Source organism: Methylocaldum marinum, from assembly GCF_003584645.1.
GTDB lineage: Bacteria > Pseudomonadota > Gammaproteobacteria > Methylococcales > Methylococcaceae > Methylocaldum > Methylocaldum marinum.
In genome coordinates this window covers 2,248,461-2,275,307 of record NZ_AP017928.1, presented here as the reverse complement: position 1 = coordinate 2,275,307, position 26,847 = coordinate 2,248,461, and the positions used below count along the sequence as shown (strand labels likewise).

Annotated in this window: 18 protein-coding genes; 9 read left to right on the top strand and 9 right to left on the bottom strand. The window is 60.3% G+C overall.

All coding sequences use genetic code 11. From position 1 onward, the window contains the following. Positions 1-489: 489 nt before the first annotated feature. From sS8_RS30140 to sS8_RS09765, 3 genes are all read left to right on the top strand, one after another. Positions 490-585, top strand: coding sequence for a small membrane protein YohP (locus sS8_RS30140; protein ID WP_442777790.1), 96 nt, complete (start codon positions 490-492; stop codon positions 583-585). A gap of 738 nt (positions 586-1,323) precedes the next feature. Further along, complete coding sequence (locus sS8_RS09770; protein ID WP_119629484.1) at positions 1,324-2,553, top strand: efflux RND transporter periplasmic adaptor subunit; 1,230 nt, start codon at positions 1,324-1,326, stop codon at positions 2,551-2,553. Continuing rightward, positions 2,553-5,624, top strand: coding sequence for an efflux RND transporter permease subunit (locus sS8_RS09765; protein ID WP_119629483.1), 3,072 nt, complete (start codon positions 2,553-2,555; stop codon positions 5,622-5,624). Before sS8_RS09770 ends, sS8_RS09765 begins: the two co-directional genes overlap by 1 nt. A 538-nt stretch (positions 5,625-6,162) precedes the next feature. Here the strand turns inward: sS8_RS09765 and sS8_RS09760 are convergent. Further along, entirely contained in the window at positions 6,163-6,897 is a 735-nt protein-coding gene (locus sS8_RS09760; RefSeq protein ID WP_197716731.1) for a phosphatase PAP2 family protein, read from the bottom strand. A gap of 152 nt (positions 6,898-7,049) precedes the next feature. Between sS8_RS09760 and sS8_RS09755 the strand changes: the two genes are divergently transcribed. After that, positions 7,050-8,117 (top strand): AI-2E family transporter, encoded by a 1,068-nt coding sequence (locus sS8_RS09755; protein WP_119629481.1) that lies wholly within the window; start codon positions 7,050-7,052, stop codon positions 8,115-8,117. Positions 8,118-8,209: 92 nt separating this feature from the next. Here sS8_RS09755 and sS8_RS09750 read toward each other — a convergent pair whose 3' ends face one another. Next, entirely contained in the window at positions 8,210-9,133 is a 924-nt protein-coding gene (locus sS8_RS09750) for a PfkB family carbohydrate kinase (RefSeq protein ID WP_269461506.1), read from the bottom strand. A 279-nt stretch (positions 9,134-9,412) separates the two neighbouring features. Between sS8_RS09750 and sS8_RS09745 the strand changes: the two genes are divergently transcribed. Then, positions 9,413-10,579: an N-acetylmuramoyl-L-alanine amidase gene (locus tag sS8_RS09745; RefSeq protein WP_197716730.1), complete on the top strand. Its 1,167-nt coding sequence runs from the start codon at positions 9,413-9,415 to the stop codon at positions 10,577-10,579. A 171-nt stretch (positions 10,580-10,750) separates the two neighbouring features. Here the strand turns inward: sS8_RS09745 and sS8_RS09740 are convergent, their stop codons facing one another. Beyond that, positions 10,751-12,130, bottom strand: coding sequence for an FAD-binding oxidoreductase (locus sS8_RS09740; protein ID WP_119629479.1), 1,380 nt, complete (start codon positions 12,128-12,130; stop codon positions 10,751-10,753). A gap of 463 nt (positions 12,131-12,593) precedes the next feature. Beyond that, positions 12,594-13,388 (bottom strand): class I SAM-dependent methyltransferase, encoded by a 795-nt coding sequence (locus sS8_RS09735; protein ID WP_119629478.1) that lies wholly within the window; start codon positions 13,386-13,388, stop codon positions 12,594-12,596. Between the two features lie 535 nt (positions 13,389-13,923). Here sS8_RS09735 and sS8_RS09730 point away from each other — a divergent pair. Next, entirely contained in the window at positions 13,924-14,355 is a 432-nt protein-coding gene (locus tag sS8_RS09730; protein WP_119632694.1) for a GNAT family N-acetyltransferase, read from the top strand. Positions 14,356-14,579: 224 nt separating this feature from the next. Here sS8_RS09730 and sS8_RS09725 read toward each other — a convergent pair whose 3' ends face one another. The 4 genes from sS8_RS09725 to sS8_RS09710 are packed head-to-tail and all read right to left on the bottom strand — an operon-like array spanning position 14,580 to position 19,885. Continuing rightward, on the bottom strand, positions 14,580-15,332 hold the full coding sequence (locus tag sS8_RS09725) for an alpha/beta fold hydrolase (protein ID WP_119632693.1): 753 nt from the start codon (positions 15,330-15,332) through the stop codon (positions 14,580-14,582). After that, a complete protein-coding gene (locus sS8_RS09720; protein ID WP_119629477.1) occupies positions 15,319-16,584 on the bottom strand; it encodes a glycosyltransferase in 1,266 nt (421 codons plus the stop codon). Before sS8_RS09720 ends, sS8_RS09725 begins: the two co-directional genes overlap by 14 nt. Before the next feature lie 5 nt (positions 16,585-16,589). Next, positions 16,590-17,426: an HAD-IIB family hydrolase gene (locus sS8_RS09715; RefSeq protein WP_119629476.1), complete on the bottom strand. Its 837-nt coding sequence runs from the start codon at positions 17,424-17,426 to the stop codon at positions 16,590-16,592. Continuing rightward, entirely contained in the window at positions 17,423-19,885 is a 2,463-nt protein-coding gene (locus sS8_RS09710) for a sugar phosphate nucleotidyltransferase (protein WP_119629475.1), read from the bottom strand. The genes sS8_RS09715 and sS8_RS09710 overlap by 4 nt, the downstream gene beginning before the upstream one ends. A gap of 207 nt (positions 19,886-20,092) precedes the next feature. Between sS8_RS09710 and sS8_RS09705 the strand changes: the two genes are divergently transcribed. The 3 genes from sS8_RS09705 (at position 20,093) to sS8_RS28640 (ending at position 25,938) form a co-directional block, all read left to right on the top strand. Beyond that, the gene (locus sS8_RS09705) at positions 20,093-22,528 is read left to right on the top strand and encodes a sucrose synthase (RefSeq protein WP_197716729.1); all 2,436 of its coding nucleotides are present in this window, start codon (positions 20,093-20,095) and stop codon (positions 22,526-22,528) included. 31 nt (positions 22,529-22,559) lie between these two features. Continuing rightward, positions 22,560-23,147 carry a MarR family winged helix-turn-helix transcriptional regulator gene (locus tag sS8_RS09700; RefSeq protein WP_197716728.1) on the top strand — a complete coding sequence of 196 codons (588 nt, stop codon included), beginning with the start codon at positions 22,560-22,562 and terminating at the stop codon, positions 23,145-23,147. A 331-nt stretch (positions 23,148-23,478) separates the two neighbouring features. Continuing rightward, positions 23,479-25,938 (top strand): mechanosensitive ion channel domain-containing protein, encoded by a 2,460-nt coding sequence (locus tag sS8_RS28640; protein ID WP_197716727.1) that lies wholly within the window; start codon positions 23,479-23,481, stop codon positions 25,936-25,938. A gap of 227 nt (positions 25,939-26,165) precedes the next feature. Here sS8_RS28640 and sS8_RS09690 read toward each other — a convergent pair whose 3' ends face one another. Further along, a complete protein-coding gene (locus sS8_RS09690; protein ID WP_119629473.1) occupies positions 26,166-26,339 on the bottom strand; it encodes a YqaE/Pmp3 family membrane protein in 174 nt (57 codons plus the stop codon). Positions 26,340-26,847: the final 508 nt, after the last annotated feature.

Genomic DNA, 26,847 nt, shown 5'->3' with positions numbered 1-26,847 from the left:
ACTGACAGCAGGTCGTGGCGTAGGTCGGCAATCCTTTGCCGACGAAAGCTGCTGCTGTTCAGCGAATCACGCTAATGGTTCCGCCGGCAGCTCAACTTTGACTTTGAGCCTCACCCCGGTACCCGTTCCCGCCGCTTTCTGGCTGTTGGGTTCCGCGCTGGCGGGCTGCATCGGCTTCGTGCGTCGACATCCGGTCGACGCCCTTTGAGGCGCTCCGAACGCTCTCGACAAAACCGCCTTTCGGGGCGGTTTTTCATTGGATTGGTGCGCAGCACAGGTCTCAGTCGGCCTAAACGCCCTAAGTTTTCGAGGACCTTCTTGTTCTCACGAATGTACCGCCCCTCAACGTTCCGTCTTGCTTTTGGCTGCATCGACGCGCAGCGGGAGCGTTTCATCAATGTGGGCAGAACCCGTGCCCGCAATGAAACCGGCGACCGGCTGTCTCAATCGTTAAGGACGAAAATCGAGTTCACCCGCGGAGGCAGGAACATGGGCAGTATCTTACGGTTTCTGGGCAGTGCCATCGGCATCATCTTTCTAATCGGCTTATTGGTCGTGATAGGGATTCTCATGCTGATATTTTGATCGGAGAGCGATCCACGCATTGGCTCGAAAAACCTTAGGCCTTTTTTCATGGTCGGGTAATCGTCGGTTGTGGAGAAGTCGGAGAAGAAGCGAACCGGCGATTTTCGTGGACATCGAATTGCTACGGATGAGCCGTGCTCCGCGCTGCCGGTTCGGCGCGGGCGGCCATATGTCCGATACCCCTCCTTGACAACGGAATGGCTGCGAGATCCCAACAGGTGTTTCCCGAAGACTGCCGGATATCATCGCGCTTCGACTTTCCGGGGCATAAGATATCGTCGTCAGCCGGATAATCGGCTATGGACCCCACAGGAGCAGTTTCCAGAAATGCGAGAGGAGATTCGCGTGCATCTCGGAAGTGTATCTTATCGACCTTCGCGGTGTGCGGGATGTCGCGGTTCGGGCGGAGAGTTCCGGATTTCGCGAATGTCCTTTATCCTAAATCCGGCAGTTGGATACAACCTGAAAAGCGCTAGGCCCTCATCCCCAGCCCTTCTCCAAGACCCTCTCCCAAAGGGAGAGGGCGTTTTGAAGTTCGGGAGAAGGGCGTTTAGCCCCTCGCCCTCCGGGAGAGGGGTTGGGGTGAGGGAATGCGGCGGCTGATGGGGCATTGCGGTCATTTCGGTAGTCAACTGTGGTTTTTAGGTTTATCGAAAACCGATGGGGAGCATGGAAAGGTCCGGGAAGACAGTCCGGCTCTGATTCGATCTTCAGATTTCCGGTTAACGACAGCCTCGAATGTCGCGAAGTACGGCGCGGAAAACGGCCAGCGCGCTAGCCGCGCGGTTTCGGCAACGGACGACCCTGGTCGTTCTGGCCGTCTTGGCGTTGGTCGGTTATTGGCTTTGGCCGCGAATTGCCGGTGTACGGGGTTCCGCGGAGCCGCCGGAGATTCCTCCCGTCACCGTGACGGCAGCCCATGCCGAGGCGGAGGTCTGGCGGACCGAACTGGACACCATCGGCAACCTCGTCGCCGTGCACGGGGTACAAGTGACCACCGAAGTCGCGGGCATGGCGGAAACCATCGGCTTCGAATCGGGCGCCGAAGTGGAGCAGGGGGCGCCCCTGGTGCGATTCAATACCGATATCGACCGGGCTCGGCTGGAGCGCCTGGAGGCGGAGGCCGAACAGGCGCGCCGCGATCTGGTGCGAATCCGTGAGCTGGGGCAGCGGCGCTTCGCGTCGGAGTCCGAGCGGGAGCAGGCGGCCACCCGGGTGGAAACACTGGAAGCCCAGGTCCGGGAGCAGCGTGTGCTGATCGGCAAGAAGCGAATCGAGGCGCCGTTCGCCGGTATTCTCGGACTCCGCTACATCAATCTCGGGCAATATCTGGAACCCGGCCAGGCCGTGGTCGATTTGCAATCGATCGTCCCCATCTACACGGATTTCACCCTGCCCAGCCGCCATTACGGCGTTATCGGACCCGGTCTGCCCGTCCGGGTGCGGGTCGACGCCTACCCCGATCAGGTTTTCGAAGGCGAAATCAGCGCGGTCAGTCCGCAGATCGACCGGGGAACCCATAATTTCAGCGTGCGCGCCACGCTACCCAATTCGGATCGCCTGCTTCGGCCGGGCATGTTCGCCGACGTCATCGTGACGCTTCCCGACGAACACCGGGTGGTGACGGTTCCGAATACGGCGATCAGCTACAGTCCTTACGGCGATGTCGCCTTCTTGATCCGGGAAGAGAATCCGGCGGGCGAGGCCGCTCCCGCGCCGCCTAGCGACAATCGCGTCGAACCGGCCGTGTCTTCTTCCGAAACCCGGGACGCGCGCGTTTATCGCGTAGAGCGAGTTTTCGTCACCACCGGCGAGCGGCGCGGGCTAAAGGTGGAAATTCGAAAGGGTATCGCGCCCGGCGACCGGGTGGTCACCTCGGGCCAGCTCAAGCTCGGCGACGGGGCGCGGGTGCTCATCTCGGACCGGGAGGTACTGCCGGACATCGATCCGATCCCGGAAGAACCGTAATGGGCGGCTTCACCGATCTCTTCATCAAGCGGCCGGTACTGGCCTCGGTGATCAGCCTGGTGATTCTGATGCTGGGATTGCGGTCGATTCTAACCCTCAATGTCCGCGAGTATCCCGAGACCTACTCCTCGGTCATCACCATTTCGACTCCTTATTTCGGTGCCGACGCGGAACTCGTCCGAGGATTCATCACCACGCCCCTGGAACAGGCCATCGCCACCGCCGAGGGCATCGACTATCTCGAATCGACCAGCGTCCAGGGTACCAGTACCATCCGGGCGAGGCTTTTGCTCAATTACGATCCCAACGCCGCGGTCGCCCAGATCATCACCAAGATCAACCAGGTGCGGAACCGGTTGCCGCCGGGCAGCGAGGATCCGATCGTTACCGTCACTCCGGGCGAGCCGACCGCCGCCATGTACATCGCCTTTTACAGCGAGGTGCTGGAGCGCAACCAGGTAACCGATTATCTCAACCGCGCCGTTCGGCCGCGCCTGGAAACCCTGATCGGCGTGCAGGAGGCGCCGGTCCTGGGCGGGCAGACGGTGGCCATGCGCGTGTGGCTGGACCCGAAGCGCATGGCGGCGTTCCGGGTCACGTCGACCGACGTCCGCGCGGCGCTCGAGGCCAACAACTTCATCGCCGCGGTGGGGTCGACCAAGGGACCGATGCTCTCCATCTCGCTGGATGCCGCGACCAATCTGCACTCGGTGGAGGAGTTCGAGCGGCTGGTGGTGCGGGAGGACAACGGCGCGCTGATTCGGTTGCGGGACGTGGCGGACGTGTCCCTGGGCGCGGAGTCCTACAACACCTCGGTGTATTTCGACGGCGTTCCGGGGGTGTTCATCGCCGTGGAGGCCGCGCCCACGGCCAATACCCTGGATGTCGCGGCGAGCGTGCGGGAAGTCTTTCCCGATATTCAGCGGCAATTGCCCGCGGGCATCCGGGGCGTCATCGTTTACGACAGCACCGACTTCATCCGCGACTCGATGCGTGAGGTGCTGGTTTCACTGGCCGAGGCGCTGACCATCGTGACCGGCGTCATCTATCTGTTCCTGGGGTCGGCCCGCGCCGCGCTGGTGCCCGCCGTGGCCATGCCGCTGTCGCTGGTGGGCTCGCTGTTCCTGATCCTGGTCATGGGATTCACCCTCAATCTCCTGACCCTCTTGGCGCTGATCCTCGCCATCGGCATGGTGGTCGACGACGGCATCGTCATCGTGGAGAACGTCCACCGCCACATGGAGGAGGGCAAGAGCAGGTTCGAGGCCACCCTCGAAAGCGGGCGCGAACTTGCGGCGCCCATCGTCGCCATGAACATCGTGGTGGTGGCGGTGTATGCGCCCATCGGCTTCATGACGGGGCTCACCGGAAATCTCTTCACCGAGTTCGCCTTCACGGTGGTCGGGGCGACGCTGATCTCGGGCGTCGTCGGCCTGACCCTGTCGTTCATGCTGTGCTCCAAGCTGCTCAGGCGGGAAACCGGGAAACGCGGGCTCAGCCGCCGGGTGGACGCAGGCTTCGGATGGGTGGCCGAGCGTTATGGCCGTCTCCTCCACGCCACCCTGGAGCAGCGCGGGCTGGTGCTGCTGTTCGGAGGCGTCGTGCTGGTCGCCTGCTTTTTTCTCTATACCGCCGCCGAGGACGAGCTCGCGCCGACGGAAGACCAAGGCTTTCTCATCGTGCAGGCCACCGCCGATCCCAACGTTTCCATTGATTACCTGGAACGCTGGACCGGCCGGGTCGGCGAGATCATTCAAGGTTTCGACGCCACCGACCATTCGTTCGTCATCAACGGCGTGGCGCCGGGCGGAGGCGGCGTGGGCAGCGCCTATCAGGCCTTCGCCGGCATGTCGATGAAGGACTGGGACGCGCGGGAGCAGAGCCAGTTCGACATCATGCCCGAATTGCAGGATCGGGTGAACGGCGTCGCCGGCCTGCAGAGCGCGGTGTTCCCGCCGCCCGCGCTGCCGGGCGCGGGCGGCGGAACCCCGCTGCAGTGGGTCATCGGCACCACCGAGGAAACCGAGGCGCTTTCCGATGCGGTGCAGCGGCTGCTGGATCGGGCGCGCCAAAGCGGCAAATTCGACTTCATCGAAACCGATCTCCATTACGACCGGCTCCAGGTGCAAGTGGAGATCGATCGCGGCAAAGCGGCCGATCTCGGCATCGACATGCAGCAATTGGGCGGCGACCTTTCCTCCTTGCTGAGCGAAGGCTATGTCAATTATTTCAGCGTCCGCGACCGCAGCTATCGGGTCATTCCCCAGGTAGAGCGCGTCCATCGGCTTCGCCCCGAACAGCTCGAAAACTATTATCTCCGCGCCCGGAACGGCACCCTGATTCCCGCTTCGACCATTGTCCACCTGACGCAAACGGTCCAGCCCCGAGAGTTGGTTCGGTTCAACCAGCTCAATGCGGCGACCTTGTCCGGGGTTCCGGCGCCGGGGGTGACGCTCGGCGAGGCGGTGGATTTTCTGAGGACGGCCGCAGCCGAAATCTTGCCCGGCGAATACGTCACCGACTGGAAAGGACAATCGCGCCAGTACGTGCAGGAAAGCGCGGAACTGGTCACCGCGTTTTTTCTGTCGGTGATCCTGATCTATCTGGTCCTGGGCGCGCAGTTCGAAAGTTTCCGCGATCCCGCCATCATGCTGGTGAGCGTGCCCATGTCGCTGGCCGGGGCGCTGCTGTTCATGGCGCTGGGAGTAGTCACCGTCAACATCTACACCCAGGTGGGCCTTTTGACCCTGATCGGTTCCATCATCCGCCATGGCATTCTCCTGGTGGAATTCGCCAACGAAGTCCAGAGGCGCGAGGGGCTGGACCGCCGCCGGGCGATGGAAACCGCGGCGGCGATCCGGCTTCGCCCGATCCTGATGACCACGATCGCGACCCTGGTCGGCATGATCCCGCTCTGGTTCGCCTCGGGGCCCGGCGCCGAAAGCCGCTTCGCCATCGGTTTCGTGCTGGGCGCCGGCATGGCGATCGGCACGTTGTTCACGCTGTTCGTGGTGCCGGCTTATTACACCGTCATTGCCAGCGAGCGGGTCGGCTCGGGAGAGCGCGGTTAAGGGAGTTCCGAGATTACTAATGGTCAAGAAAGTAAAGCGATAAGAATCCCTTTCCCTCTGGGACAAATCGGCAGGGCGAGGCGCAACGCGACGAGCAGGCAGGCCGGGGATGGGCTGCCCCGGACTCGCGAGCGAAGCGGGACGGCGTCGCGTGGCGAGGCCGATTGGCACACGTGAGCGCCGCTTGCGGCTCCGCACAGGGAATGTGCGGAGTGATTGGGGTGGGATGAGGGCGATTCGAATAGGGCTTTACTTTCTTTACGTACGGTAAGTTTCCAATTCGGAGAAGCGACCTGTGCAACTGATTGATTTAACGGACCCTCTCCCAGAGGGAGAGGGCTTATTCGGAGCTTTCTTAAGGAAGCTCCGATTGGGGCCGGTCGGCCGTTCCCCCTGAGCCGAGTCGAACGGCCTGTTCCGAGCGGAGACGAGGGGCGAACCCGCTGTCGATGGGTTTCGCTTCGCTCTACCCATCCTACGATCAATGTTCATTCGAATGCCGAATGGATTAAGTCCTTCGACAGCCGGAGGCTTATGCTTAGGTCTCCGTTTCCTCTACGATCCGCTCCCTTTGCAGCCAGCGGGCCACCAGCCACCAGAGCAAGGCCCAGGCGGTTCCGACCATCCAGCCTGCGGCGACGTCCGACGGCCAATGCACCCCCAGGTACACACGGCTGAAGCCGACCAGCAGGCAGAGCACGACGGCCATGGTCAGCACGAAGAGCTTGGTGCGCCGATCGGGCAGCACTCGCGCGAGCAGGGCACCCAGGGTCAGATACGTGGCGGTGGCCAGCATCGCGTGGCCGCTGGGAAAGCTCGCGGTGTAGACGTAGGCGCCGTGAGGCACGAGATCAGGGCGGGGGCGGTCGAAGCCGAGCTTGAGCGCCGTGTTGATGAGCAAGCTGCCGGAGACGGCGATGGTCAGCAGGAGCAGAGCTCGATATTTTCGCTGTAGGGCGAGATAACCGGCGCTAGCCAGGGTGATGAACACGATCACGCCGACGCCGCCCAGGGCGGTAAAATCGCGGAACAGTTCCTCGACCCACCTCGGGCCGAGCGGGTCGGTCGGATCCGCGGGATTCCGCAAGGCCAGAAGAATCGCGGTGTCGATGTCATGGGTCTGGCCCTCGGCGACCTCGTCGGCGAGTTCGATGAAGCCCCAAAGTCCGCCGGTCGCCAAAAGCATCAGCAGGAGCGTTCGAAACTCGCGGGCTACGGCGGACCCGGCAGCACCGAGGAGCGGCCGGAGTGCGGCAGCGAATCGATGATTCATAAGTTTGCCCAGGGCTTGCATCTCTTTTCCCTCATCATTTCTTGGACCGATTCAAAGGCCACGCGGCAGGACAGGCCGGGATAAATCCGTTTCCGGGCGGGTCTTTATTGTCTGAGTGCCCGCGACAACCCCCTTTTCCGAAAAGGGATGCCATGATGGATGAGGAAACCGACGGAACACGGAACGGCGAGGGACCGCTAACGAAGCGTACGCTGATCGTCGCGGTCGTTGCCGTCGCGGTGGTTGCGCTGATTTTGGCCATGTGGCAGGTCGTGCAAATCATCTTGCTGGTGTTCGCGAGCATTCTTTTCGCACTCTTCCTGCGCTGGCTTTCCGGATTCGTCACTCGGAATACGCCTTTGCCGATGGGCTGGTCTCTGATGGTGGTTACGCTGGCGTTGCTCGGTGCCGGCGTGCTGATTCTCGTACTGTACGGTCCCTCGATCGCCGACGGTTTCTATCAGTTATACCGGGAGTTGCCGGGTGCCCTGGACCGACTGCGGAATGATCTCGGACAGTATGCCTGGGGGCCCGCGGTTCTGGACTCGCTGGCCCGAGTCAGCGGGGCGCTGACCGATCCTGACCAGTTATCGAAAATCGCCGGGGTCTTTTCGACCGCCATCGGCGCCGTGGGCAGTCTTTTCATTGTATTCGTGCTGGGGCTTTATTTCGCGGCCGACCCCAGGACTTACATCGACGGTACCGCACACCTGTTTCCGGAAGAGCGCAGGGGACGCGTCTGGGAGGCGTTCAACCGGCTGGCGCAAGCTCTTCGCTGGTGGTTGATCGGGCGCCTCGCCGCCATGCTCGCGGTGGGAGTGATGACCGGCGTCGGCCTGGCGGTAATGGGCGTGCCTTTCGCCTTCATCCTGGGACTGGTGGCGGCTATTCTGGATTTCATCCCCAATATCGGGCCGCTTATCGCCGCCGTGCCGGCCATCATGGTGGGTCTTTCGAAAAGCGGCTGGACCGCGTTGTATGTGGCGATTCTGTATCTCGTGATACAAGCCCTGGAAGGCTATCTGATCACGCCTTACATCCAGCAACGAGTCGTCTCTCTCCCGCCGGCCATGCTGCTGATCGCGCAGCTCGTAATGGGGGCGGGTTTCGGCATCCTCGGGCTGCTGCTCGCCCCGGCGCTGATGGTCATTGCCATGGTGCTGGTGCAGATGCTGTACATGAGAGACGTGCTGGGGCAAACGGTGGATTTGCCCAAATAGGACGTGTTCAAAACACCTGTGCTTGGCGCTCGTGATTCCTTGGGCAGGCCTGGACCGGAAAAGGATGGGGTGCGTCCGGTTCCGGTCCGGGGTCAAATTTTCCAGGATTCACGCAGTTTTCGATAAAAAGCCAGATCGCGGCTGACGGCGCCGCGCACGCTGCATATGAATCCGGCCAGCTCCTGCGCTCGCTCCAAGGTGTCCTGCAAGGGCCAACGCCAAATCAGGCCGACCAGCAGCGTGGCACTGAAGGCGTCTCCCGCCCCGACGGTATCCACCACGCTTATTGATGTATCGGGCCGCACCCGGGACGTATTTCCATCGGCGCAGACGGCAAACGCGCCGGCTGCGCCCAGGGTTACCACCACGTATTCCGCTCCGCAGAGGGCTCGCAAGCCTTCCGCCCGTTCTTCCGGAGTTTTTCCGGGCAAACGGTAGATCTCGGTGACGGCATCCAATTCTCCCGCGTTCAACTTGATCCAGTTCGCCCGCTCCAGCAGTGGCCGCAGATCCTCGGCATTCCACCAGGGAGAACGGAGATTGACGTCGAGGAAGATCGGAGGACGATGGCGTTTGACCAGATAATCCAGTGCTTGACGCGAAACGGCGTTTCTAACGGCCAAGCTACCGTGGTACAGGATGGCGCCACCTATGGGAAATGGCGGGACATCGTGGGCTTCGATGAAGTCGTAAGCGCGTTCGGGTTCTATGCAGAATACCGGCTCCCCGTGCTCGATGCGCACTTGCACCGCTCCCGTCTTGCGTTCGGGATCGATCTGCACGCCCCGGTCGTCCAGATCCCAGTCCCTGAATGCCTCGCGCACCATGGTTCCGCCTTCATCTTCGCCGATGCGGCTTATCAGCAAGGGCTGAATGCCCAACCCCCGGAGATGGCAGGCCACGTTCAACGGAGCCCCTCCCAAAACAACCGAGCCATCGGGAAAATGATCCAGCAGGAGTTCGCCGAAGAGGACCGGTCTCAGTGATACAGTGAATTCGGTCATGTCTACTTTGATGTCAAAACAAAATAAAGCCGAGCAGCCTGTTCCGGGCGTAGAGGCTACCGGTAGAGGTGCTTCAATCAGCAGTTTTACTTATGAGAGTACGATAAATCGGGTTGACACATTCGTGCAAACATTTTGAAATCAAAAAAGCCGGGCGTGCAGCACGTGAATCCCGCGTTCGAAGCGCGCCAGCAGCCAGTGTCATGACAGCCGGCGCCTTGATTCCTTGATTCCGTTACGAAAAACGAATTGCTTCCGCTCAGCCCGTCGAAACAATCTGTTCCCGAAGTTATGGCGCGACTCGTGGACGCGTTGGGCCTCGTTCTCTTGCTGGCGTTTATCACGGTGCCGGCATCGGCCGAACCGGTAAGGCTTACGGCAATACAGGCCGCAGACAAGTCGGATCGCGCTCGCTTGGTGTTCGAATTTACCGCTAAACCCGAATACCGGGTAATCCGCTGGGCCGAACCGAAACGGCTGCTGGTCGAGATCGAGGATGCCACACTCTCAGCCGGCGTGAAGCAGCCGCCGCCGTCACACCCCTTTTTGGGCAAGATTCGAAATACGAAGATACGCAAAGGAATTCGACTGTCGGTCGACCTGAAGCGTTCCCTGGTGCACAGAGCGTTTACCAACCGGGTCGGGAAGGGAGTTCGGCTGATCGTCGAACTGATCGAGCCCGGCCGCTCGGAAACCGTTAGCCGGCTTGAATCCTCGAAGCCGGCAAAAGCACCGATCCGACGCCGTTCCGGTAAGCGCAAAGTTCACGTGGTGGCCATCGACGCGGGGCATGGCGGCAAGGATACCGGCGCCATCGGTCCCGGTGGTCATCGGGAAAAGGACGTGGTGCTGTCCATCGCCCGCAAGCTGAACGACATGATTTACGTGGAGCCCGGAATGAAACCGGTCATGATACGAAAGGGCGACACTTTTCTGAGCTTGCGAGAACGTCTGGTAAGAGCTCGGAAGGCACAGGCCGACCTGTTCGTATCCTTGCACGCCGACGCTTACGTGCATGACGGTGCGAGGGGCATGTCGGTATTCACGCTATCGGAGCGCGGTGCCAGCAGCACGGCGGCCCGCTGGCTGGCGCAGCGCGAGAATGCGGCTGATCTGGTGGGCGGCGTCAGCTTGCGCGACAAGGACGGAACCCTGGCGAAAGTGCTGATCGATCTGTCCCAGGCCGCCACCGCCGAAGCGAGTGCGCGGGCCGCATCCGCCGTGTTATGGGAATTGAAGAAGAGCTTCCCCATGCACCACCCGGAAGTTCAGCGGGCGGCATTTGCCGTGCTGAAATCACCCGACATTCCGTCCATTCTGGTGGAAACCGGATTCATCACCAACCCCGAGGGCGAGCGCAAGCTCGCGGACGCCGCTCATCAAACGAAGCTCTGCCGCGCGATTTTTTACGGGATTCGTCAGTTTTTCTCGACTGCGGCTCCGATGAGGAAGCTTTGAGACGCTGTGTGGGAAGTGCCGCGAGGCGCTCGGAACACAATGTCGTGAGAGGTTTCCCGACGGCTCATGGGGCCGGCAAGGTCAACGGATCGAGGCGCAGGTCGGCGATGCTTTGCCGACGACGACCGCGCAGCTTCCCACACATCTTCGGCAGGCTTGAAACCCAACCCGTTACGAACGAATTCGCTCGTAGAACAGACTGGTAAACCGATTTTCCGGATCGTATTTATTCTTCACTTCGACGAACCGGTCCCAGTGGGGATAAGCCCGACGGACCTGGTCCAAGGTCGCCGGAATAAAGGTGAGATAAAAGCTGCCCTCATGGGACAGAACTTCGTTTAACAGATCATTGGTGACCTGTTCGTAGACGGCAACCCATTTGGGATTATCCTTTTCCGCCAGGTAAACCGGCAGAAAACACATGGCTTCATCCTGCAAGGAAGCCAACATGGCCTCATCATTGAAAGGCTGATAACGGAAATGGAGCAGCAAGAGTTTGATGTCTTTTTGATAGCCTTCCAGGATGGCTTTTGCCTTCGGCAAAAAGGCCGGAAAATTTTTGACCGGAATAAAATATTTTTGCAGCAGCATGTCGTTGAATGACTTGGGTGCACGATCCCATAGCAACAAGCGTCGACTGCGCAATGTGATTTCCGGTTTTGCGCTGGTCGCCCAGGTCAAGCCGAAGGCTTTGCTCCTGATGAAGCTGCAATGTCTTTGCAGCCACACGAAGATATCGAAAAAAATGGGGTTGGCCTCGTCCCGCTTGAGCTGATCCAGCGAATAGGTTTTTCCATCGTCCAGGTAACGATAGGTGACATAAAAACCATTGGTAAAGCGAGTATCCAGAAAACCGTAACAAAGCGGCGTTGCTTCGGGGTCGCGTTTGACGCGCTCGGTATAGGCGGCGACCAGCTGATCGCCTTTCATGTACACCACTTCCGATTTTTCCACCACGCGGTCGTCCACCAGTTGCAGGGTTACGTCCACGATGATGCCCAGCAAGCCCCAGCCGCCTATTGCCGCCCGGAAAAGATCGGGATGCTCATCGCGGCTGATATGGAGAATCTCCCCGTCGGCGGTGAGTATGCGGAAGGATAGGACGTGGGAAATCATGGCGGGATAGTCGATGGACTTGCCATGGACATTGGCCGCCAGAGAACCGCCTATGGAAAAGATATCGAACTCTTGCTTGGTGGAAACGCCGAGCCGCTTCGGTTCCAATACTTGGGTTACCCGTTCCCAGGTGGCTCCGCACTGGACGCGCAGGGTTTTCCCGGTTTCATCCAGTTCGATAACCTGGTTCAGCCCGGTCATGTCGACCATAATGCCGTTTTCGAGAAACGACTGGCCTACCGCGTTATGACCGATGCCGCGAATGGATATTTTCAGCTTGTTTTCTCGTGCGTACGCAAGGATGGCGCGCAGGTCTTCCTCGGATTTGGGCTTGGCGATGTGATGAACCTTGGCGCGCTTTATTCGTCCCCAGTCGGTCACGACCTGGCTAGCCTGGAAAAGATCGCTCTTGCTTGTTCTCGAAACGGTTTCCATGATTGACCTTCTTTTTACCTGTTGAAGTTATCAAGAAGCGCAGCGGCCGGGTTTCAGCAAAGCTTCAACCCGGCCTGAGGACTGGTTGCAAACCAGAGCCTGTTCGGTAAATTGGCCTCATCCTATTTACCTACCATGGAATATCCGAGGCTTGATGTCTGAATAGATAAGACAGACAAGTCCATGCGCACGGCCGGAAACTTCGGTCTAGTTTACGTGGCTTTTTCCGGATTTAGAACAAATGATCGGATTCATCCGGGGAATCAGAAACCGGCCCGTTCGATCGCAAAGGAAGCTGTGAAAAAGCCCTCTCCCACGATCTACGTTCCGGGCGGCGAGTTCCCCGCGGGCGATCAGTGCGGCGCGAGCGCTCCGGCTGCTCGATGCCTTTGCGTTGCCTAGGAAGACGCCGCGGTTGATTGCGAGAGGCTGAGCGGGCAAACCGGCGAAGTCTGCTCCGCACTCAAGGCTTTTCCGCTTCGAACAGAATGGCTTGCATCGGGTAGCGGGTGGGATTTGAGCCGTACTTTTTCATCAGAGCCTCCGTTAGCGCCTGGGCGATCGCCTCTGGATCGACGCCGCCGCGTTCTCGAATTTCAAAGATGAGCGGAGTGAACACAAGCGCCCGCGCGAAGGTCGCTACGTCCACGATGTCGTATTCCTTGTGGTGGACAGAGACGACGATTCGATCAAAACCGGCGCGAATTAGCTTTTCCTTGATCGGATCGATTTGATGGCAGGCAACGGTATCGAGGAGGAATCGGGGCGTGTCCGACGGAAAGAATTGCTTCAGCACCTCGAAGCTCAAGCCGGCATAGGGGTTGTAGTGCTCCGAATCCCAGACGCGGAACAAGTATCGTCCTCCGTGCCTCAGTGTCCGGTGCACCTCGCGAAACGCCGTCTCCTTATCGAAGAACATGACCCCAAACTGGCAGACTACCGTATCGAACGCCTCGTTATCGAACGGCAGCGCCGTAGCGTCCGCGATCTGGAAAGTAACCTTTTCATGCGGAAGAAACTTCCTGCGGGCAACCTCCAGCATGGAATCGCTGATATCGATTGCGGTCAGTCGCGCATCCTTGGCGAGCACGTCACGCAGGTGACGAGTGACGATTCCCGTCCCTGCGGCGATTTCGAGCACGTGGCGGACGGATCTTTCGGCCACGCGTCGCGCGGTGTCTGCCCCATAGTGCTCGAAAAGCACGGGGCCGAGATCGTGGTCGTAAGGGATGGTGACATCGCCGGCATAATTTGCCATTGCAACACTCCGGAATACGAGACGAGAAGAACAATAAATGAAGGGCGCTCAGCACTAGTCACGCACAATCGCTGCCATATTAGCAAAGTATGATGGACAAGTCGCATATCAGGTGCCGGTGCCATCCGGAATACCTCCGAAGCCCCGTCAGTCGGGTTTCGGCTCCCAGGCGCTTTTCCGATTTGGCGCAGTGCTTAATGCCGTTCCCGGAGTTATGCTTGGCGCGGTCGTCGCCGATCTCGCCGGAGGCGTTCTAGAACGGTTTCTTATGATCGCAAGGATGATGGCTCGGAATTTTTCGTTTTTAATGCCAATGAGTCTCTCATTATTCGGCGCATTTGATTAATTCTCGGCGAAGCGAAATACGGCCGGTGTAATGCATACGGCTGACGTCATTAACGAAGCCGTCGACGGAAGTGCCGACGTAGGCTTTGCCCCGAAGTCCGCCATTCGTTGACAACGGCGGCTTCGAATCGTCTGCGTGCCGTTCGGGCTGCGCCTGAGATTGGTCGTTATGTTTTCTCGGGAGGTTATCTTGGATTTTGAGTTTTATGATTCGCTTGATAGCGTCGACTGGGATGAGCTATCCCGGCTTTATCGGGTGGCCCCGCTTGGAGACAAGAGACCCGGTGACTTGAAAATTGCATTCTCGAATAGCCGATACAAGTGTTTTGCGTTCGATTCGGGAAAGCTGATAGGCGCTGGCCGGGCGTTGGCGGATGGCGTTGATTGCTCATACATTTGTGACGTGGCTGTTCTCCCCACGCATCAGCACCGCGGCATCGGCAAATCGATTGTTTCCAGGCTCGTCGAACTTTCAAAAGGCCATAAGAAAATTCTCTTGTACTCCGCCCCTGGCAAGGAATCCTTCTACCGGCAATTCGGTTTCAAGCGCATGTCCACGGCCATGGCTATTTTTGAAGACCAGGAACAGGCGTTTGAGGGGGGATTGGTTAATGAAACATAGCATTGCGCTGCAGCGAACTCGGCCAGGGTAAACCGACTCGAGTTTTCGCAGATACCGTCCTGGAAATAGGATGCAAGGCACGTCCGAATGTCGGACAGACATCGGAATCGGTCCGGCAGTCTCGGGCGGCGCAGTCTTGGCCATGGGCCGAGGACTGCTCGCCGGCTGCCGTGGCAGATCGATTCGCGGCACACGATTGGCCTTGATGGTTTCCTCTCGGAGAATCAGGACTGTATGCCCGCCAGGAATCGTTTGACGTGCGGAAGAACGAGATCGCTGCGAATGAAACTTTCCGTGTGCTTGAGACCCGGCAGCGCGACCACGGTGGCATCGGAAAGATGCCTTGCGCATTCCCGTACCGCCGGACATCTCGCATCGTCTTCTCCGACGATGAGCAGGCAGGGCATGGCCAGGGTCGGGAGAACATCGTCCAGCGCCGGCCGCTCCTGTGCGGCTGCCGCGAGCGCCCGCAAGTCGTTGGTCAGCACGAGGGGACGGAGTTCCGTCGGGATACGCTGTTCCAGAACCGATTCGAGCGCGGCCAGAAAAGCTCCGGGATCGGTGCCGTCGACGTTTCGGAAGGCGTCCCAGCTAGGGTCCGCATACGGATGCGCTCCGACGATGAGTAAAGCGTTGATGCGCTCGGGCGCATATTTCGCCATGCCGAAGCCGATCCAGCCGCCCATGGAAAAGCCGAGGAAGTTCGCTTGCTGAATCCGCAAGGCGTCGAGTACCGCCACGACGTCCGCGACCCGATTGGTCAGCGCATAGGCAGCCGGGTCGTGAGGCTTGTCGCTGGCGCCGTGGCCGCGGGCGTCGAGCAGGATGCACCGGTAATCGCGGCACAACCCCTGGACGTATCCGAACTGGCTCCATGCATTCGAACTGCTGGTAAAGCCGTGCTGCATGACCAGTGGCGGCCCGTTGCCTTCCACTTGGTAGTGGATGCGGATGCCGTGGCTGTCAGTGTACGGCAAAGCCTCCACCCCGTACCGTTCGATAAACGTCCGCGATGGAAGAGGTCACGGACGGCCAGGCATAGCGGGTCCTGGCTCTTTCCGCGGCGGCTGCCCGCATGCGGCGGCGTTCGTTTTCGGAAGCGAGAAGTGCATCGAGAATTCGACCGGCGAATGCGCGGGGGTCCGACGGATCGGCCAGATAGCCGTTGACCCCCGGGGTAACGATGTCGGTGGGGCCGCCGTGGGAGGTGGCGACGACCGGCGTACCCGAGGCGAAAGCCTCGACCAGCACCAGGCCGAACGGTTCGTATGGGGATGGACACAGGAACAGGTCGGCGGCCGCGTAATACTGAAACAGTTCCTGGTCGCTCAGGCGATTGAACCAATGGATGGCGGAGTTGATGCGCAGTTGCTTGGCCCGTTCGAGCAGCGCGTCGCGGTAGGCGGCCTCCTCGGGCGACGGACGTTCCGGGCCGATCGGAATCAGGAACGTCACGGTTTTACCGGCTGCACCCAAGCGCTCGACGACGAGTGGTATGGCTTCGAGCAGCTCCAGAAAGCCCTTGCGGGGATCAAGCCTCCCGACCGTGAACAGCAGAAAATCGGTGGTAAAACCGAGCTCGCGCTGGAGTCCGGTCTTTTCCAGTCTGAGCAGGAAGGTCTCCGTGTCCACGCCCCCGGGAATGATCTTGATTTTTTCGGCATTCACGCCGTAACGCCCGGTCAATGCGTCACGTTCGGTCCGACTGAGCGCGATGACGGCATCGGCCGCGTCCAGGATCTTTTTTTCCGCGCGTATGCGGAGATCGTAGCGGAACTTCGTCCCGTCCGCCGTGGGATCGACAACCCGGTCCCGCTTCAGGAGCCCCAACGAGTGGCTGGTAAACAGCAGCGGCTTGCCGACCGAAAGGCTGGCGAACAGCGAGCTTGCGCCGCCGTCCCAGTAGTGTCCGTGGATGACGTCGGCCCGGCTCAGCCAGGCGGATTGTCCGAGTAAAGTGCGATCGACGAATTCCGCGAGATAAGGCCCCATGTCTTCCTTGCGGAGAAAGCCTTCCGGTCCCATCGGATAGCGGAACACCGCGGCGCCGTCGCAGATGTCCTCGTGCGCCGGCTTTCCGCCCCAGCGCCGGGTGAAGACTCGGACTTCATTTCCGAGCCGGGCGAGTTGTTCCGCGACACGGGCCTCGTAGATGCATTGCCCGCCGGCATCCGGCTCGCCGGCGGCCGCCAGGGGATCGCTATGGGGGCAGAAGAAGGCGATTCGCATTCTGGTCACCGAGGGGTGTCAAGTCTGGTTCGGGAAACGGCCGCAGGGCTCGGCCACAGACCGTAGTGGGAAAGTCCTTCGATGATGCCGTCGCCGTAATACGCAGTGGCAACGAACACTCTGGCGTCCTCGTGGCGCTTTTGCCGTTCCGCGGCCTCGCTCCGGACTTCGTGAGGAGTATTGCCGACCAGCACGCCGCAAACCCCCGAGAGCACCGCGTCGAGATCGTTTCCGGAGTCGCCGGAGAAGAAGATACGGTCGCCGGCCAGGCCGTAACGCTCGGCGACGTACCACAAGGCCTGGGATTTCCCGGCGTTCGCGGGGATGATGTCGAGCAGCATCCGTCGCGAGGATTCCTCCATGCTGACGATCATCTGTAAATTCTTTCGCACCTCCCGGACCCGATACAAAATCTCCGCCCGCAGCTCCCGGCTGAGGGGCTCCGGATAATAAAAGCTGAACTTGTGCGGTCCCTGTTTTTGAGACTCCTGCGGCGCCAGACGCGCGATGTTGTTGAGCGACCTGCGCAAGGCTTCGCGGTCCAGGGGCGGCCCGAGCCGCTTTTGCCATTCGCGGTCGTGGTTGCCGGTGTGGTCGTAAACCTCGGTGCCCACGTTGCAGATCCACCAGGTCGGTTGCGGCAGTCGAAACACCGCCTGCCCCTGTCTCGCGAGAGCCAGATAGCGTCCGCTGACCACGCAGACCGGGCACTCGGCCTCTAGAAGTTCGCGCAGTAGAGCCTGGGTCCGCTCCAGGCAGCCGGCCTCCGGGACCTTGCCGGTGTTGGGCAGGAGCGTGCCGTCCAAATCGGACGCGAATAGAAAAGGTACGCCGTCGGTCATGGAATCAGGCTCCGCACGCGCTGGCCGACTTCTTGTTCGAGTTGCGCCAGCCGCGAGGTGTTGGCTGCTTCCATGCTGATCTCGAGCTGTGGGGCATCGGCGCTCGGCAGGACATAAACCCAGTCGCCGTCCAGGTCGAGACGCACGCCTTCAGGGGCTCCGTTCAGGCGTGCTTCCGGACGCTGGCTCAGTTCGCGCATCACCCGGCCGATGTGATCCCAGGGGCAATGCAGAACCAGGCGTCGGCAATGGCTGATGGGAATCTGGCGTTCGAAGTCGTGCAGGGTCAGGCGTTCCCTGCCGAGGAATTCGAGCAGTCGAAGAGACGCCGCGACCGCGCCGTAGCCGAGATAAAAATGGACGAGATGCAGCCACACGTCTTCGGTCTGCATGGCTTTCTTCACCGCATTCAATTGCGCCGCCGGCTCCTTGTGAGTGATGACTACGCGCCGTACCCTGGCGTCCGCCAGTTCGGCCAGAAATTTCGGGTGATCGGGCGGCAGGAACACCGGTTCCTCGGGCGGGGCGCCGATGATGAAGGCGGCGGTCAGTAGTTCCTGGGTCCGTTCCGCCCGGTGAATGGTTCCCAATTCGTCGACCAGGGTCAGGCGCTCGCCGCTGCGCTCGATGATTAGGGCGATCTTTCGGTTGAGCCGGGCGATTTCCGCGATTCCCTCGTAGGGTACGAGGTGGGCATCGCAATTCTCCCGGCCCTCGGATTCGAGATGATGCAGGCCGTTGCTGCCGAGCAGGTCGGCGAGTATCCGCGCCAGATTGCCTTCGCGGCAATAATGGAGGACGCGGTCGATCCAGGGTTGGGTCGCGGCCCGGCTCAGATGCTGCCGAAGATGGTCCGCGTAGCGTTCGTCGACGCGGCCCGGATAGTTCAGATTGCCGACGTTTTCGACCGATACCTTGGGAAACTCGGCCCGGTGGAACACCGCTTCGATCTTGCGTCGCGCGCTGCGCAGCAGCGGCAAGCCCTCGGAATCGAACAGCTCGATGACGGCGACGCTGGGGTGCTCGTCCGAGATGCGGATATGGACGCCGCCGTTCAAATGGCGGCCGAAACAGGTGATGAAGCGGGTTTCCGGCAGGCTGGCTTCTTCCAGATCGTCGATATTCACGCCCACCGCCAAAAGGCCGGAAATGAAAGCCCGCTTGATCAGGCGCGAAAACGGATGCGCATCGCGGGCGACCGCGACGCGGGCGCCGCGCTGTATCCAACTGCCGAAAGCCTTGCCCAGAGCCGCTGCGTATTCGGGCGTGATGTGCAGATTGGCCAGTCCGCTGACGCCGCGCGATCCGAAAATCGAGGGCCGCAGCAGAGATTCCCAGACCAGGTTTTCGCGTATCGTGGTATTGCTGTTGATTTCCTTGTCCGGCCAGACCGAAACTCCCGGCATGATCACGACCTGGCGTCCCAGGTGGCAGCGCGAGCCGATGATGGCATCGTCGCCGATCTCGCAACGCGCCTCGATCACGTTGCTGCCTCCGACGATACAGTTGCGCAGATCGCTGGACTCGCCGACGAACGAGTTTTTCATGACGATACTGCGGTTCACGGTGGCCCTGGTGTCGATTTCGACATCGGGCGCAATGACGGAATAAGAACCGATCTTGACGCCGGATCGGATGCGGACGTTGTCGCCTATCCAGCAAGGCGAACCCAGCTCGGCATCCTTCGCGATCCGCGCGCCGTCACCCACCCATATTCTTTCACCAATGAGATTTCCGCCGAGAGGAAGTCGGACCTTTCCGTCGAGCAGATCCCAATGCGACTGCTTGAGCTGATCCAGGGTGCCGATATCGCTCCAGTAGCCTTCCGCGACATAGGCGGCCAGGGCAATCCCTTCGTCCAGCAGTTTGGGGAAAAGGTCGCCGGCGAAGTCGTACGGGATGTCGGTAGGTATCGCTGCCAGGATTTCCGGCTCGATGAGATAGATGCCGGTGTTGACCGTGTCGCTGCACAGCTCGCTGAGGCCGGGCTTTTCCATGAAACGGACCACGCGGTCGTTCTCGTCGGTCACGACGACCCCGAATTCGCCGGGGTCGGAAACGCGTTTGAGGCACAGGCTGACTTTCACGCCTTGAGCCTTGTGAAAAGCCCAAAAAGCCTCGAGGTCGAAGTCGGTCAGGGCATCGCCGGCGATGATCAGGAACGTGTCGTCGAGAAAAGCCTCGCCCAGCTTGATCGAGCCGGCCGTTCCCAGCGGTTTGTGCTCCAATGTGTAGTGCAGGTTGACGCCGAAATCGCCACCGTCCCCGAAATGGTCGCGGATTGCCCGGGGCCGGTAATGCAGCGTCGCCAGCAGATCGGTAAAACCGTAGGTGGCGAGGTGCATTATGATGTGTTCCATGATCGGCTTTCCCAGTACCGTCACCATGGGCTTCGGTATGTTCTCGGTAATGGGTCTCAGCCGCACGCCCTGACCACCGGCAAGAATGACTGCTTTCATGAGTAATCTCCCTCCGAACTGCTTCGGGTCGAGTTCATCGGATGCCGCATATTTTGATTTCAAAATGTTTATTGGGTTTTGTCAACCTGGATGATTACGGCATTTGAGATAACCATATGTTAGTAGCGACTTACGTGAACCGTGGTGTGGGATTTGACAGCGCTTTTTCGCTGATTAATTATTTGACATCAAAATAAATGAGGCCGGATGAGCAGAGACTTCTACATGACCGAAAAAACACCGGGCGACGACTTGATCGTGCAATTGCGAGGGTTTCTGGACGCCAATCCCTCGGTGGGCCACCGCGTGCTGCATCAAATCCGAAAGCTGGAGCGCGCTTTTCTGCAGCGTCCGGATGTCTGTGATGCGTTCGCCGACGTCTGCACCGCGGATGATGCGCCGGAAGGGCTCAAGCAGACGCCTTTGGGCAAAACCATCCGCTTTTCCCAGGAAGCTGCGGTCAACGACGCCTGGGTGTACCTGGCCGTCCGGCTGCGCATCGCCACCTGGCGCTATGTGCGCATCGCGCTCGAAGGACTGACGGTGGAGGAGGTGACGGTGCGGGATTTCCTGCGGTTCAAGGAAGGCTTGGCGACCGGACAGCACGACATAGACGAATGGCTGCTGGAAATCGACTTCGGCCCGTTTTCCCGCGAATTCCCCAAGCTACAGGAGGCGAGATCGATAGGCCGGGGCGTGGAGTTCCTGAACAAGCATTTGTCGCGGCAGATGTTCGACGAACTGGGGGGGGGCGGCGAGCGCATTTTGAACTTTCTGAGTATTCACTCGTACCGCGGCCAGACCCTGATGCTCAACGAGCAGATCAGGAGCGTGCGCGACTTGCGCAGGGCGCTGCGCCGGGCCGATGACGCGCTCGCCGGGCGCGAGGCCGCCGCGACCTGGGAGGACGTGGCGGCACCCCTGCGCGCCTTGGGATTCGAGGCCGGCTGGGGCCGCGAGGTCTCGCGTATCCGCGACACCATGAGCCTCCTTCAGGATCTCCTGGAAGCGCCCGATCCGCGCGGCCTGGAAGCGTTTCTCGCGCGGCTGCCCATGGTGTTCTCGCTGGCCATCATTTCGGCGCACGGCTATTTCGGCCAGGCCAACGTGCTCGGCCGTCCCGATACCGGCGGGCAGGTGGTCTACATCCTCGATCAGGTGCGCGCCCTCGAGACCGAAATGCGCTCTCGCCTGTTCGAACAAGGCCTCGACATCGAGCCGCAAATCGTGGTGCTGACCCGGCTGATACCGCTGGCGGAAGGGACCAGCTGCGACCAACGTCTCGAACCCATTTCCGGAACGCGCAACGCCCGGATACTCAGGGTGCCGTTCCGCAACGCCTCCGGCGAGGTCCTGACGCACTGGATCTCCCGCTTCGAAGTCTGGCCTTATCTGGAGCGCTATACCCTGGATGCCGAGCGCGAGCTGCTTGCCGAACTGGGCGGGCGCCCCGACCTGATCGTCGGCAATTACTCGGACGGCAACCTGGTGGCGACCCTTCTGTCTCAACGTCTCGGCGTGACCCAGTGCAACATCGCCCATGCCCTGGAAAAGACCAAGTATCGCCATTCCGACCTGTTCTGGCAGGACAACGAAGATCAGTACCATTTTTCCTGCCAGTTCACCGCCGATCTGATCGCGATGAACGCGGCCGATTTCATCATCGCCAGCAGCTATCAGGAAATCGCGGGAACCCGCGACAGCGTGGGACAATACGAGAGTCACGTGGCGTTCACCATGCCCAGGCTGTTTCGGGTCGCGAACGGCATAGACGTGTACGACCCCAAGTTCAACATCGTTTCTCCGGGCGCCGATGCAGCGGCTTATTTTCCCTATAGCGAGCCGGAACGACGCCTGCCGCATCTGCATGCCGAAATCGAGCAGCTGATCTACGCTCAAAGCGACGGGGGCGACGCGCGCGGGATGCTGGTCGAACGGGACAAGCCACTGCTGTTTACCATGGCGCGGCTGGACCGCATCAAAAACATCGCCGGATTGGTGGAATGGTTCGGCGCTTCCGAAAAGCTGCGCCGCGAGGCCAATCTTCTGGTGATCTCCGGTTTCGTGAATCCGGAACTCTCGTCCGATGCCGAGGAAATTGAACAGATCCAGCGGGTGCACGCCTTGTTCGACCAGTATGATCTGGACACCGGGGTGCGCTGGCTAGGGCTCAGGCTGCCCAAGAATCTGGCGGGCGAACTCTACCGCTATGTGGCGGACGGCGGCGGGGCTTTCGTGCAGCCGGCCCTGTTCGAGGCTTTCGGACTCACCGTGATCGAGGCGATGGCGTCGGGCCTGCCCTGTTTCGCCACCTGTTTCGGCGGGCCGTCGGAAATCATCGAAGACGGGGTATCGGGCTTTCATATCGATCCGAATCACGGCAATGCGGCGGCGGAGCGCATCGCGCGGTTTTACGCGAGAGTGCGGAACGAGCCGGGGTACTGGGCACGGATTTCGGAGGGCGCCCTCAAGCGGGTCGCCGAACGCTATACCTGGCAGCACTATGCCGAGCGGATGATGACCTTGTCCCGCGTCTACGGGTTCTGGCGGCACGTGACCGACCTGGAACGGCGGGAGACGCAGCGCTATCTCCAGGCGCTGTACAGTCTGCAATTCCGCCCACTGGCCCGGGCCATGGCGTGATTTTGATTTCGACCCTGTTTCGGCTATCGACATGAATGAACGACTGGAGGTCGGCAATATCCCGCCGACCTCCGCGCGTTACACCCAACCCAAGAATTTGCCAGAGTGTATGGAAATTAACGAACAGGTATTGGTCGAGTTGCGGCGCATCGTACGTGCCCTCGACCTCCAATCCAAACAATTGCAGAAGGTGGGTCTGACCGGCTCGCAGTTGATGGTGCTGCGCGCCTTGACCAGCCAGGGCCCGCAGACGGCCAACCAACTCAGCCGGGCGGTCAATCTGAGCCAGGGCACCATCACGACCGTGCTGGACCATCTCGAACTCAAGACCCTGATCCGGCGCGAGCGCAATGCCGAGGACAAGCGCCGCCTCACCATCAGCCTCACCGAGGCCGGCCGCGATGCCCTGGAGCACGCCCCCTCGCTGTTGCACGTCAACTTCCTGGAGGCGTTCCGGCAACTCAAGGACTGGGAGCAAACCCAGATTCTCTCCAGCCTACAGCGGGTCGCCGGCATGATGGATATGCGCCGCGACAAAGCCAAGCCGGTCGACGATCCCGAACGCGTCGACGCGGGCTTGCGTTTGTTCGCGGACGACGGCGCGGACGCGGGATGTTGATCGGCGGGAATCGCGGACGGATTTCGGCCGGCTCGATCCGGCCCGCGCGGGGGCGATACAAACGCTGCCGTAGTCCGTATTCGGCATAGAAATACGGAAATTCCGCTTCGTTTCATCCGTGCTGTGCGGCTGAGCGATGATTCATTTCATCTACAGCGAGGTATTGCGATCGGAGACTCTTCAAGACGTGCGGCCGGGGCGATCCAGCGGCTGCATCGGATAAAGAATGCTCTAACATCCGAACTAGAAGATACTCTGAAAATTGGGGGGTTATTTGATGGGTTGTTCGAAAAGAAACCTGCATCGATCGGTAATCGCAGTTTTTCTGAGAATGCTGATTTTTTGGGCCATGTCATCGGCTGCGGCCGTGGAAACGAATCCGCGGTCAGCGGGCGAGCCCGAGACGGTTAAGCCGCAGGTTTCGGCGGAACAGGCCTTGAGCCGCGCCGATCGTATCAAGGCCGGCAAGCGCGAGACAGCGACTGCCATCGCGGCGGTGCAAAGGGTTCTGGGCGAGGCACCGGACACGGACGGGAAGACGGCGCTCAACCGGCGGTTGGAAGTCCTTAAGCAGCTCGATGTCGTATTCGAGCGCCAGTTCGCGGTGCAGCAGGAAATCGATGCGCTCGCGGTTGAGGAGCGGAAATACCGGGAAGCGGCGAAAACGCTGGAGACCGGCGATGGTCCGGTTCCGCTGAGTGAATTGGATACGGCAGCAGCCGAACTGGGCGCGCAGAAGGCTCGCCTGCCCGGACTTGAAGCTGCCGTCGATCAGGCCGGTGTCCAGCTCAAACAGGCACGGACGGAATGGGCCGAGAAGCAAAATGCGCCGGGCGCTTTCGGGGACGAGAGTGACGCTGCCCGGAATTCGTTCAGCGATGACGCACGCGTGCAATTGTCCCGGTGGGAATCGAGACTGACCGAGGAGATGCTACGGCTCCGCGAGCTGAGCCTGGAGCGGGAGAAACGCAAGCTGTCCGCGGCGGAATCGTCCGTGGAAATGCTCGAGCGGCGGCTGAGCCTGTTGACCGATCGCGTGCGGTTTACCGAGGAAGAGCTTGGTGAGCGGTTGCAGCAAATCGAGAAGGAAGAACTCGAACTGGCTCGCGAATTGAGAAGAACGGACGGTCAGCAGATCGCGAACGAAAGTCGATTGCACGAGGCGCGGCAGCGCATGGCCAATGCGTCTTTGGAGAAACTCGCGGAACTGACCGAGGAGGTCGAGGCAAGGCGGCTGGCCAAGGAATCGATGGAAGCCAAGATCTCCGGCCTGAATAGGCGGGGCGAACTGCTCAAGATGTGGAAAACGGTTTGGCAGCGGCGGCATGCCGTTATCAACGGGATAGGCAGACCCGCCGAATGGATACAGTGGAAGGAAGAGGCGGTCGATGCTCTGGCGACACTCCAAAAGGAGGGCCGCGCCGTGATTCTTCTGCTCCAGCACTGGAAGCAGCAACTGATCTCGATCGAGAACAAGCTTTCCGATTCGGAGCACGACAGTGGAAATTCCGGGCGCTGGCTCGATCAGCAGCGTCAGTCGGCGCAATCGTTGCTCGATCACTTGCGCGAGCAGGACGCATATGTCGAAAAAACTCGCCGTCTGCTCCAGAAGCTGGTCGAGTCGGTCAACAACCGCACCGAACATCAGAGTTGGCGCGAACTGGCGGAACTCGTCCTGGACACGGAATTCAACGGCAACCGGGTGCGCGACTGGGTATTGGCGGTCATATCGGTGTCCGGGCTGTTCAGCCTGCTGGTGATCGTTCGGAACTTTCTCATCGGAGCCTTGCAGCGTTACCTCGAACGGCGGCGCAATGCGCTGGTCGGGGAGTTCTTTGCCGGCGTTGGGCGCACCCGCACTGTCTTCCTGTTCATGGTCTCGGTGTTCGCATCGACGCTCTTGCTGCATCTGGATTCGACGCTCAGCAGCGTTATCCGGCGGTTGACCATCGTGGCGCTGCTCTTCCAGGTTTCTACCTGGGTGAGCTATTTTCTCAGAGTCTGGGTTTTCGATTATCTGGGCCGAAAGACCAAGCGCGACCAGACCAGCCTGGGCGTGCTATCGATTTTTCATTCGCTGAGCCAGCTGGCGGTCTGGTCACTGGCGCTGCTTCTCGCGCTTCAAAGCTTCGGCATCAACGTCACGGCGCTGGCGGCCGGTCTCGGAATCGGCGGCGTCGCGGTCGCTCTGGCGCTGCAACGGATACTCGGGGACCTCTTCTCCTCGTTGTCCATTGCTTTCGACAAGCCCTTTGTGGCCGGCGATTTCATCATCTTCGACGATCTTCTTGGGACGGTGGAGCACATCGGAATCAAAACGACTCGCATCCGCAGTCTTCACGGCGAGCAAATCATCTGCGGAAACAGCGATCTTCTGAATGCGAGGATTCGCAATTTCAAGCGCATGAGGGAACGGCGCGTGGCGTTCGATATCAGAATCGTTTACCACACCCCTTACGAAAAACTGGTCAAAGTTCCGGCGCTCTTGCGCAGCGCCGTCGAGGGTCAGGCCGACGTGCGTTTCGATCGCGCCCACTTCAAGGCTTACGGTGAGTTCTCGCTGGAGTTCGAAGTCGTTTACTACGTGCTGAGCGCCGATTACAACGATTACATGAACGCGCAGCAGGCCATCAATCTGATGATCTACGAATCGTTTCAGAAAGAGGGGCTGCAATTCGCGCTTCCCGTCCGGTCCTTGTACCTACAAGGCATGCCCCAAGCCGGAGAAGCGACGCTGCCGTCCATCGAACCCGGAGAAGAAAAAGTCCCAGCCCAGTTTCGAGCCCGCTAGAGCAGTTTCCTAGCGGCCGTACGGGGAGTTCCGAGATGTCTCTTCCCGATGCCGCCGTTGGGCCAGCGGATTCGTCGGCAAAGGATTGCCGACGAATATTTGACTCGGTCTACCCCAGTCGACGGCGCCGACTATATGCGCCAGGGTTGCCATGCCGTATGAGCGAGATGAAAACACTCTACGTGGTTCCCGGGCGTGACGAACCGCCGCTCGGCTGTCGCTGCCGGTCAGCGGGTGAAAATGATGTAAAGCGCATGGATGATGCCCGGGACGAAGCCCAGCAGGGTTAGCAGAATGTTCAGCCAGAACGCACCGGCAAAGCCGACCTCCAGGAATACGCCCAGAGGCGGAAGAAGGATGGCGAAAATGACCTTGAAAATATCCGAGAAGGTGAGCGTCATGATGGAACCTCGCGCTGAGGAGTGAAGGGTTCGCAGTCGCGGTCGACGGCAGCCGGTAGTGGCGACGATTGCGGATCGGCGTCATTTATTTTCCGGCGGCTCGAACGACGCCGGCGGTAAATCCGTGATCGGTAACGTTACCGGAAATCTTCCCGATATCGGCTTTGACCGAAAAAGGGCTGTCCCTTTCCGCCGTTACGGACTTGTCCTTATCCGCCTATGCCGTGTCCGCTGGCTGGCTGAGTAACTGAGCCGACTGCTTCGGCAGTGGATTTCATGGCGCCCGGACGTTTCGCCTCGACCTGGGCTGTCTCCGAGCAGCCCCACACTCACGACGGAGAAGACTATGAAACCGACACGGAACGTTGTAGGAGCCGGCCTTGCATCCGCCGCGGTTCTGCTATTGGACAGGTGCGTATCCGGACCCAATATGACCAGGTTGCCGGCAGGCGCCATCTCCACACCAGGAAACAAGTGCGCGGCCGCGGCAAAAGCTGAACGCGATCGG

Coding starts and splice junctions, on each gene's coding strand:
- sS8_RS09755 (WP_119629481.1), top strand. CDS start 7,050: ATGATGGATGAGGAAACCGACGGAACACGGAACGGCGAGGGACCGCTA.
- sS8_RS09700 (WP_197716728.1), top strand. CDS start 22,560: ATGAATGAACGACTGGAGGTCGGCAATATCCCGCCGACCTCCGCGCGT.
- sS8_RS30140 (WP_442777790.1), top strand. CDS start 490: ATGGGCAGTATCTTACGGTTTCTGGGCAGTGCCATCGGCATCATCTTT.
- sS8_RS09745 (WP_197716730.1), top strand. CDS start 9,413: ATGGCGCGACTCGTGGACGCGTTGGGCCTCGTTCTCTTGCTGGCGTTT.
- sS8_RS09770 (WP_119629484.1), top strand. CDS start 1,324: ATGTCGCGAAGTACGGCGCGGAAAACGGCCAGCGCGCTAGCCGCGCGG.
- sS8_RS09720 (WP_119629477.1), bottom strand. CDS start 16,584: ATGCGAATCGCCTTCTTCTGCCCCCATAGCGATCCCCTGGCGGCCGCC.
- sS8_RS09740 (WP_119629479.1), bottom strand. CDS start 12,130: ATGGAAACCGTTTCGAGAACAAGCAAGAGCGATCTTTTCCAGGCTAGC.
- sS8_RS28640 (WP_197716727.1), top strand. CDS start 23,479: ATGCTGATTTTTTGGGCCATGTCATCGGCTGCGGCCGTGGAAACGAAT.
- sS8_RS09765 (WP_119629483.1), top strand. CDS start 2,553: ATGGGCGGCTTCACCGATCTCTTCATCAAGCGGCCGGTACTGGCCTCG.
- sS8_RS09760 (WP_197716731.1), bottom strand. CDS start 6,897: ATGAATCATCGATTCGCTGCCGCACTCCGGCCGCTCCTCGGTGCTGCC.
- sS8_RS09715 (WP_119629476.1), bottom strand. CDS start 17,426: ATGACCGACGGCGTACCTTTTCTATTCGCGTCCGATTTGGACGGCACG.
- sS8_RS09710 (WP_119629475.1), bottom strand. CDS start 19,885: ATGAAAGCAGTCATTCTTGCCGGTGGTCAGGGCGTGCGGCTGAGACCC.
- sS8_RS09690 (WP_119629473.1), bottom strand. CDS start 26,339: ATGACGCTCACCTTCTCGGATATTTTCAAGGTCATTTTCGCCATCCTT.
- sS8_RS09735 (WP_119629478.1), bottom strand. CDS start 13,388: ATGGCAAATTATGCCGGCGATGTCACCATCCCTTACGACCACGATCTC.
- sS8_RS09705 (WP_197716729.1), top strand. CDS start 20,093: ATGAGCAGAGACTTCTACATGACCGAAAAAACACCGGGCGACGACTTG.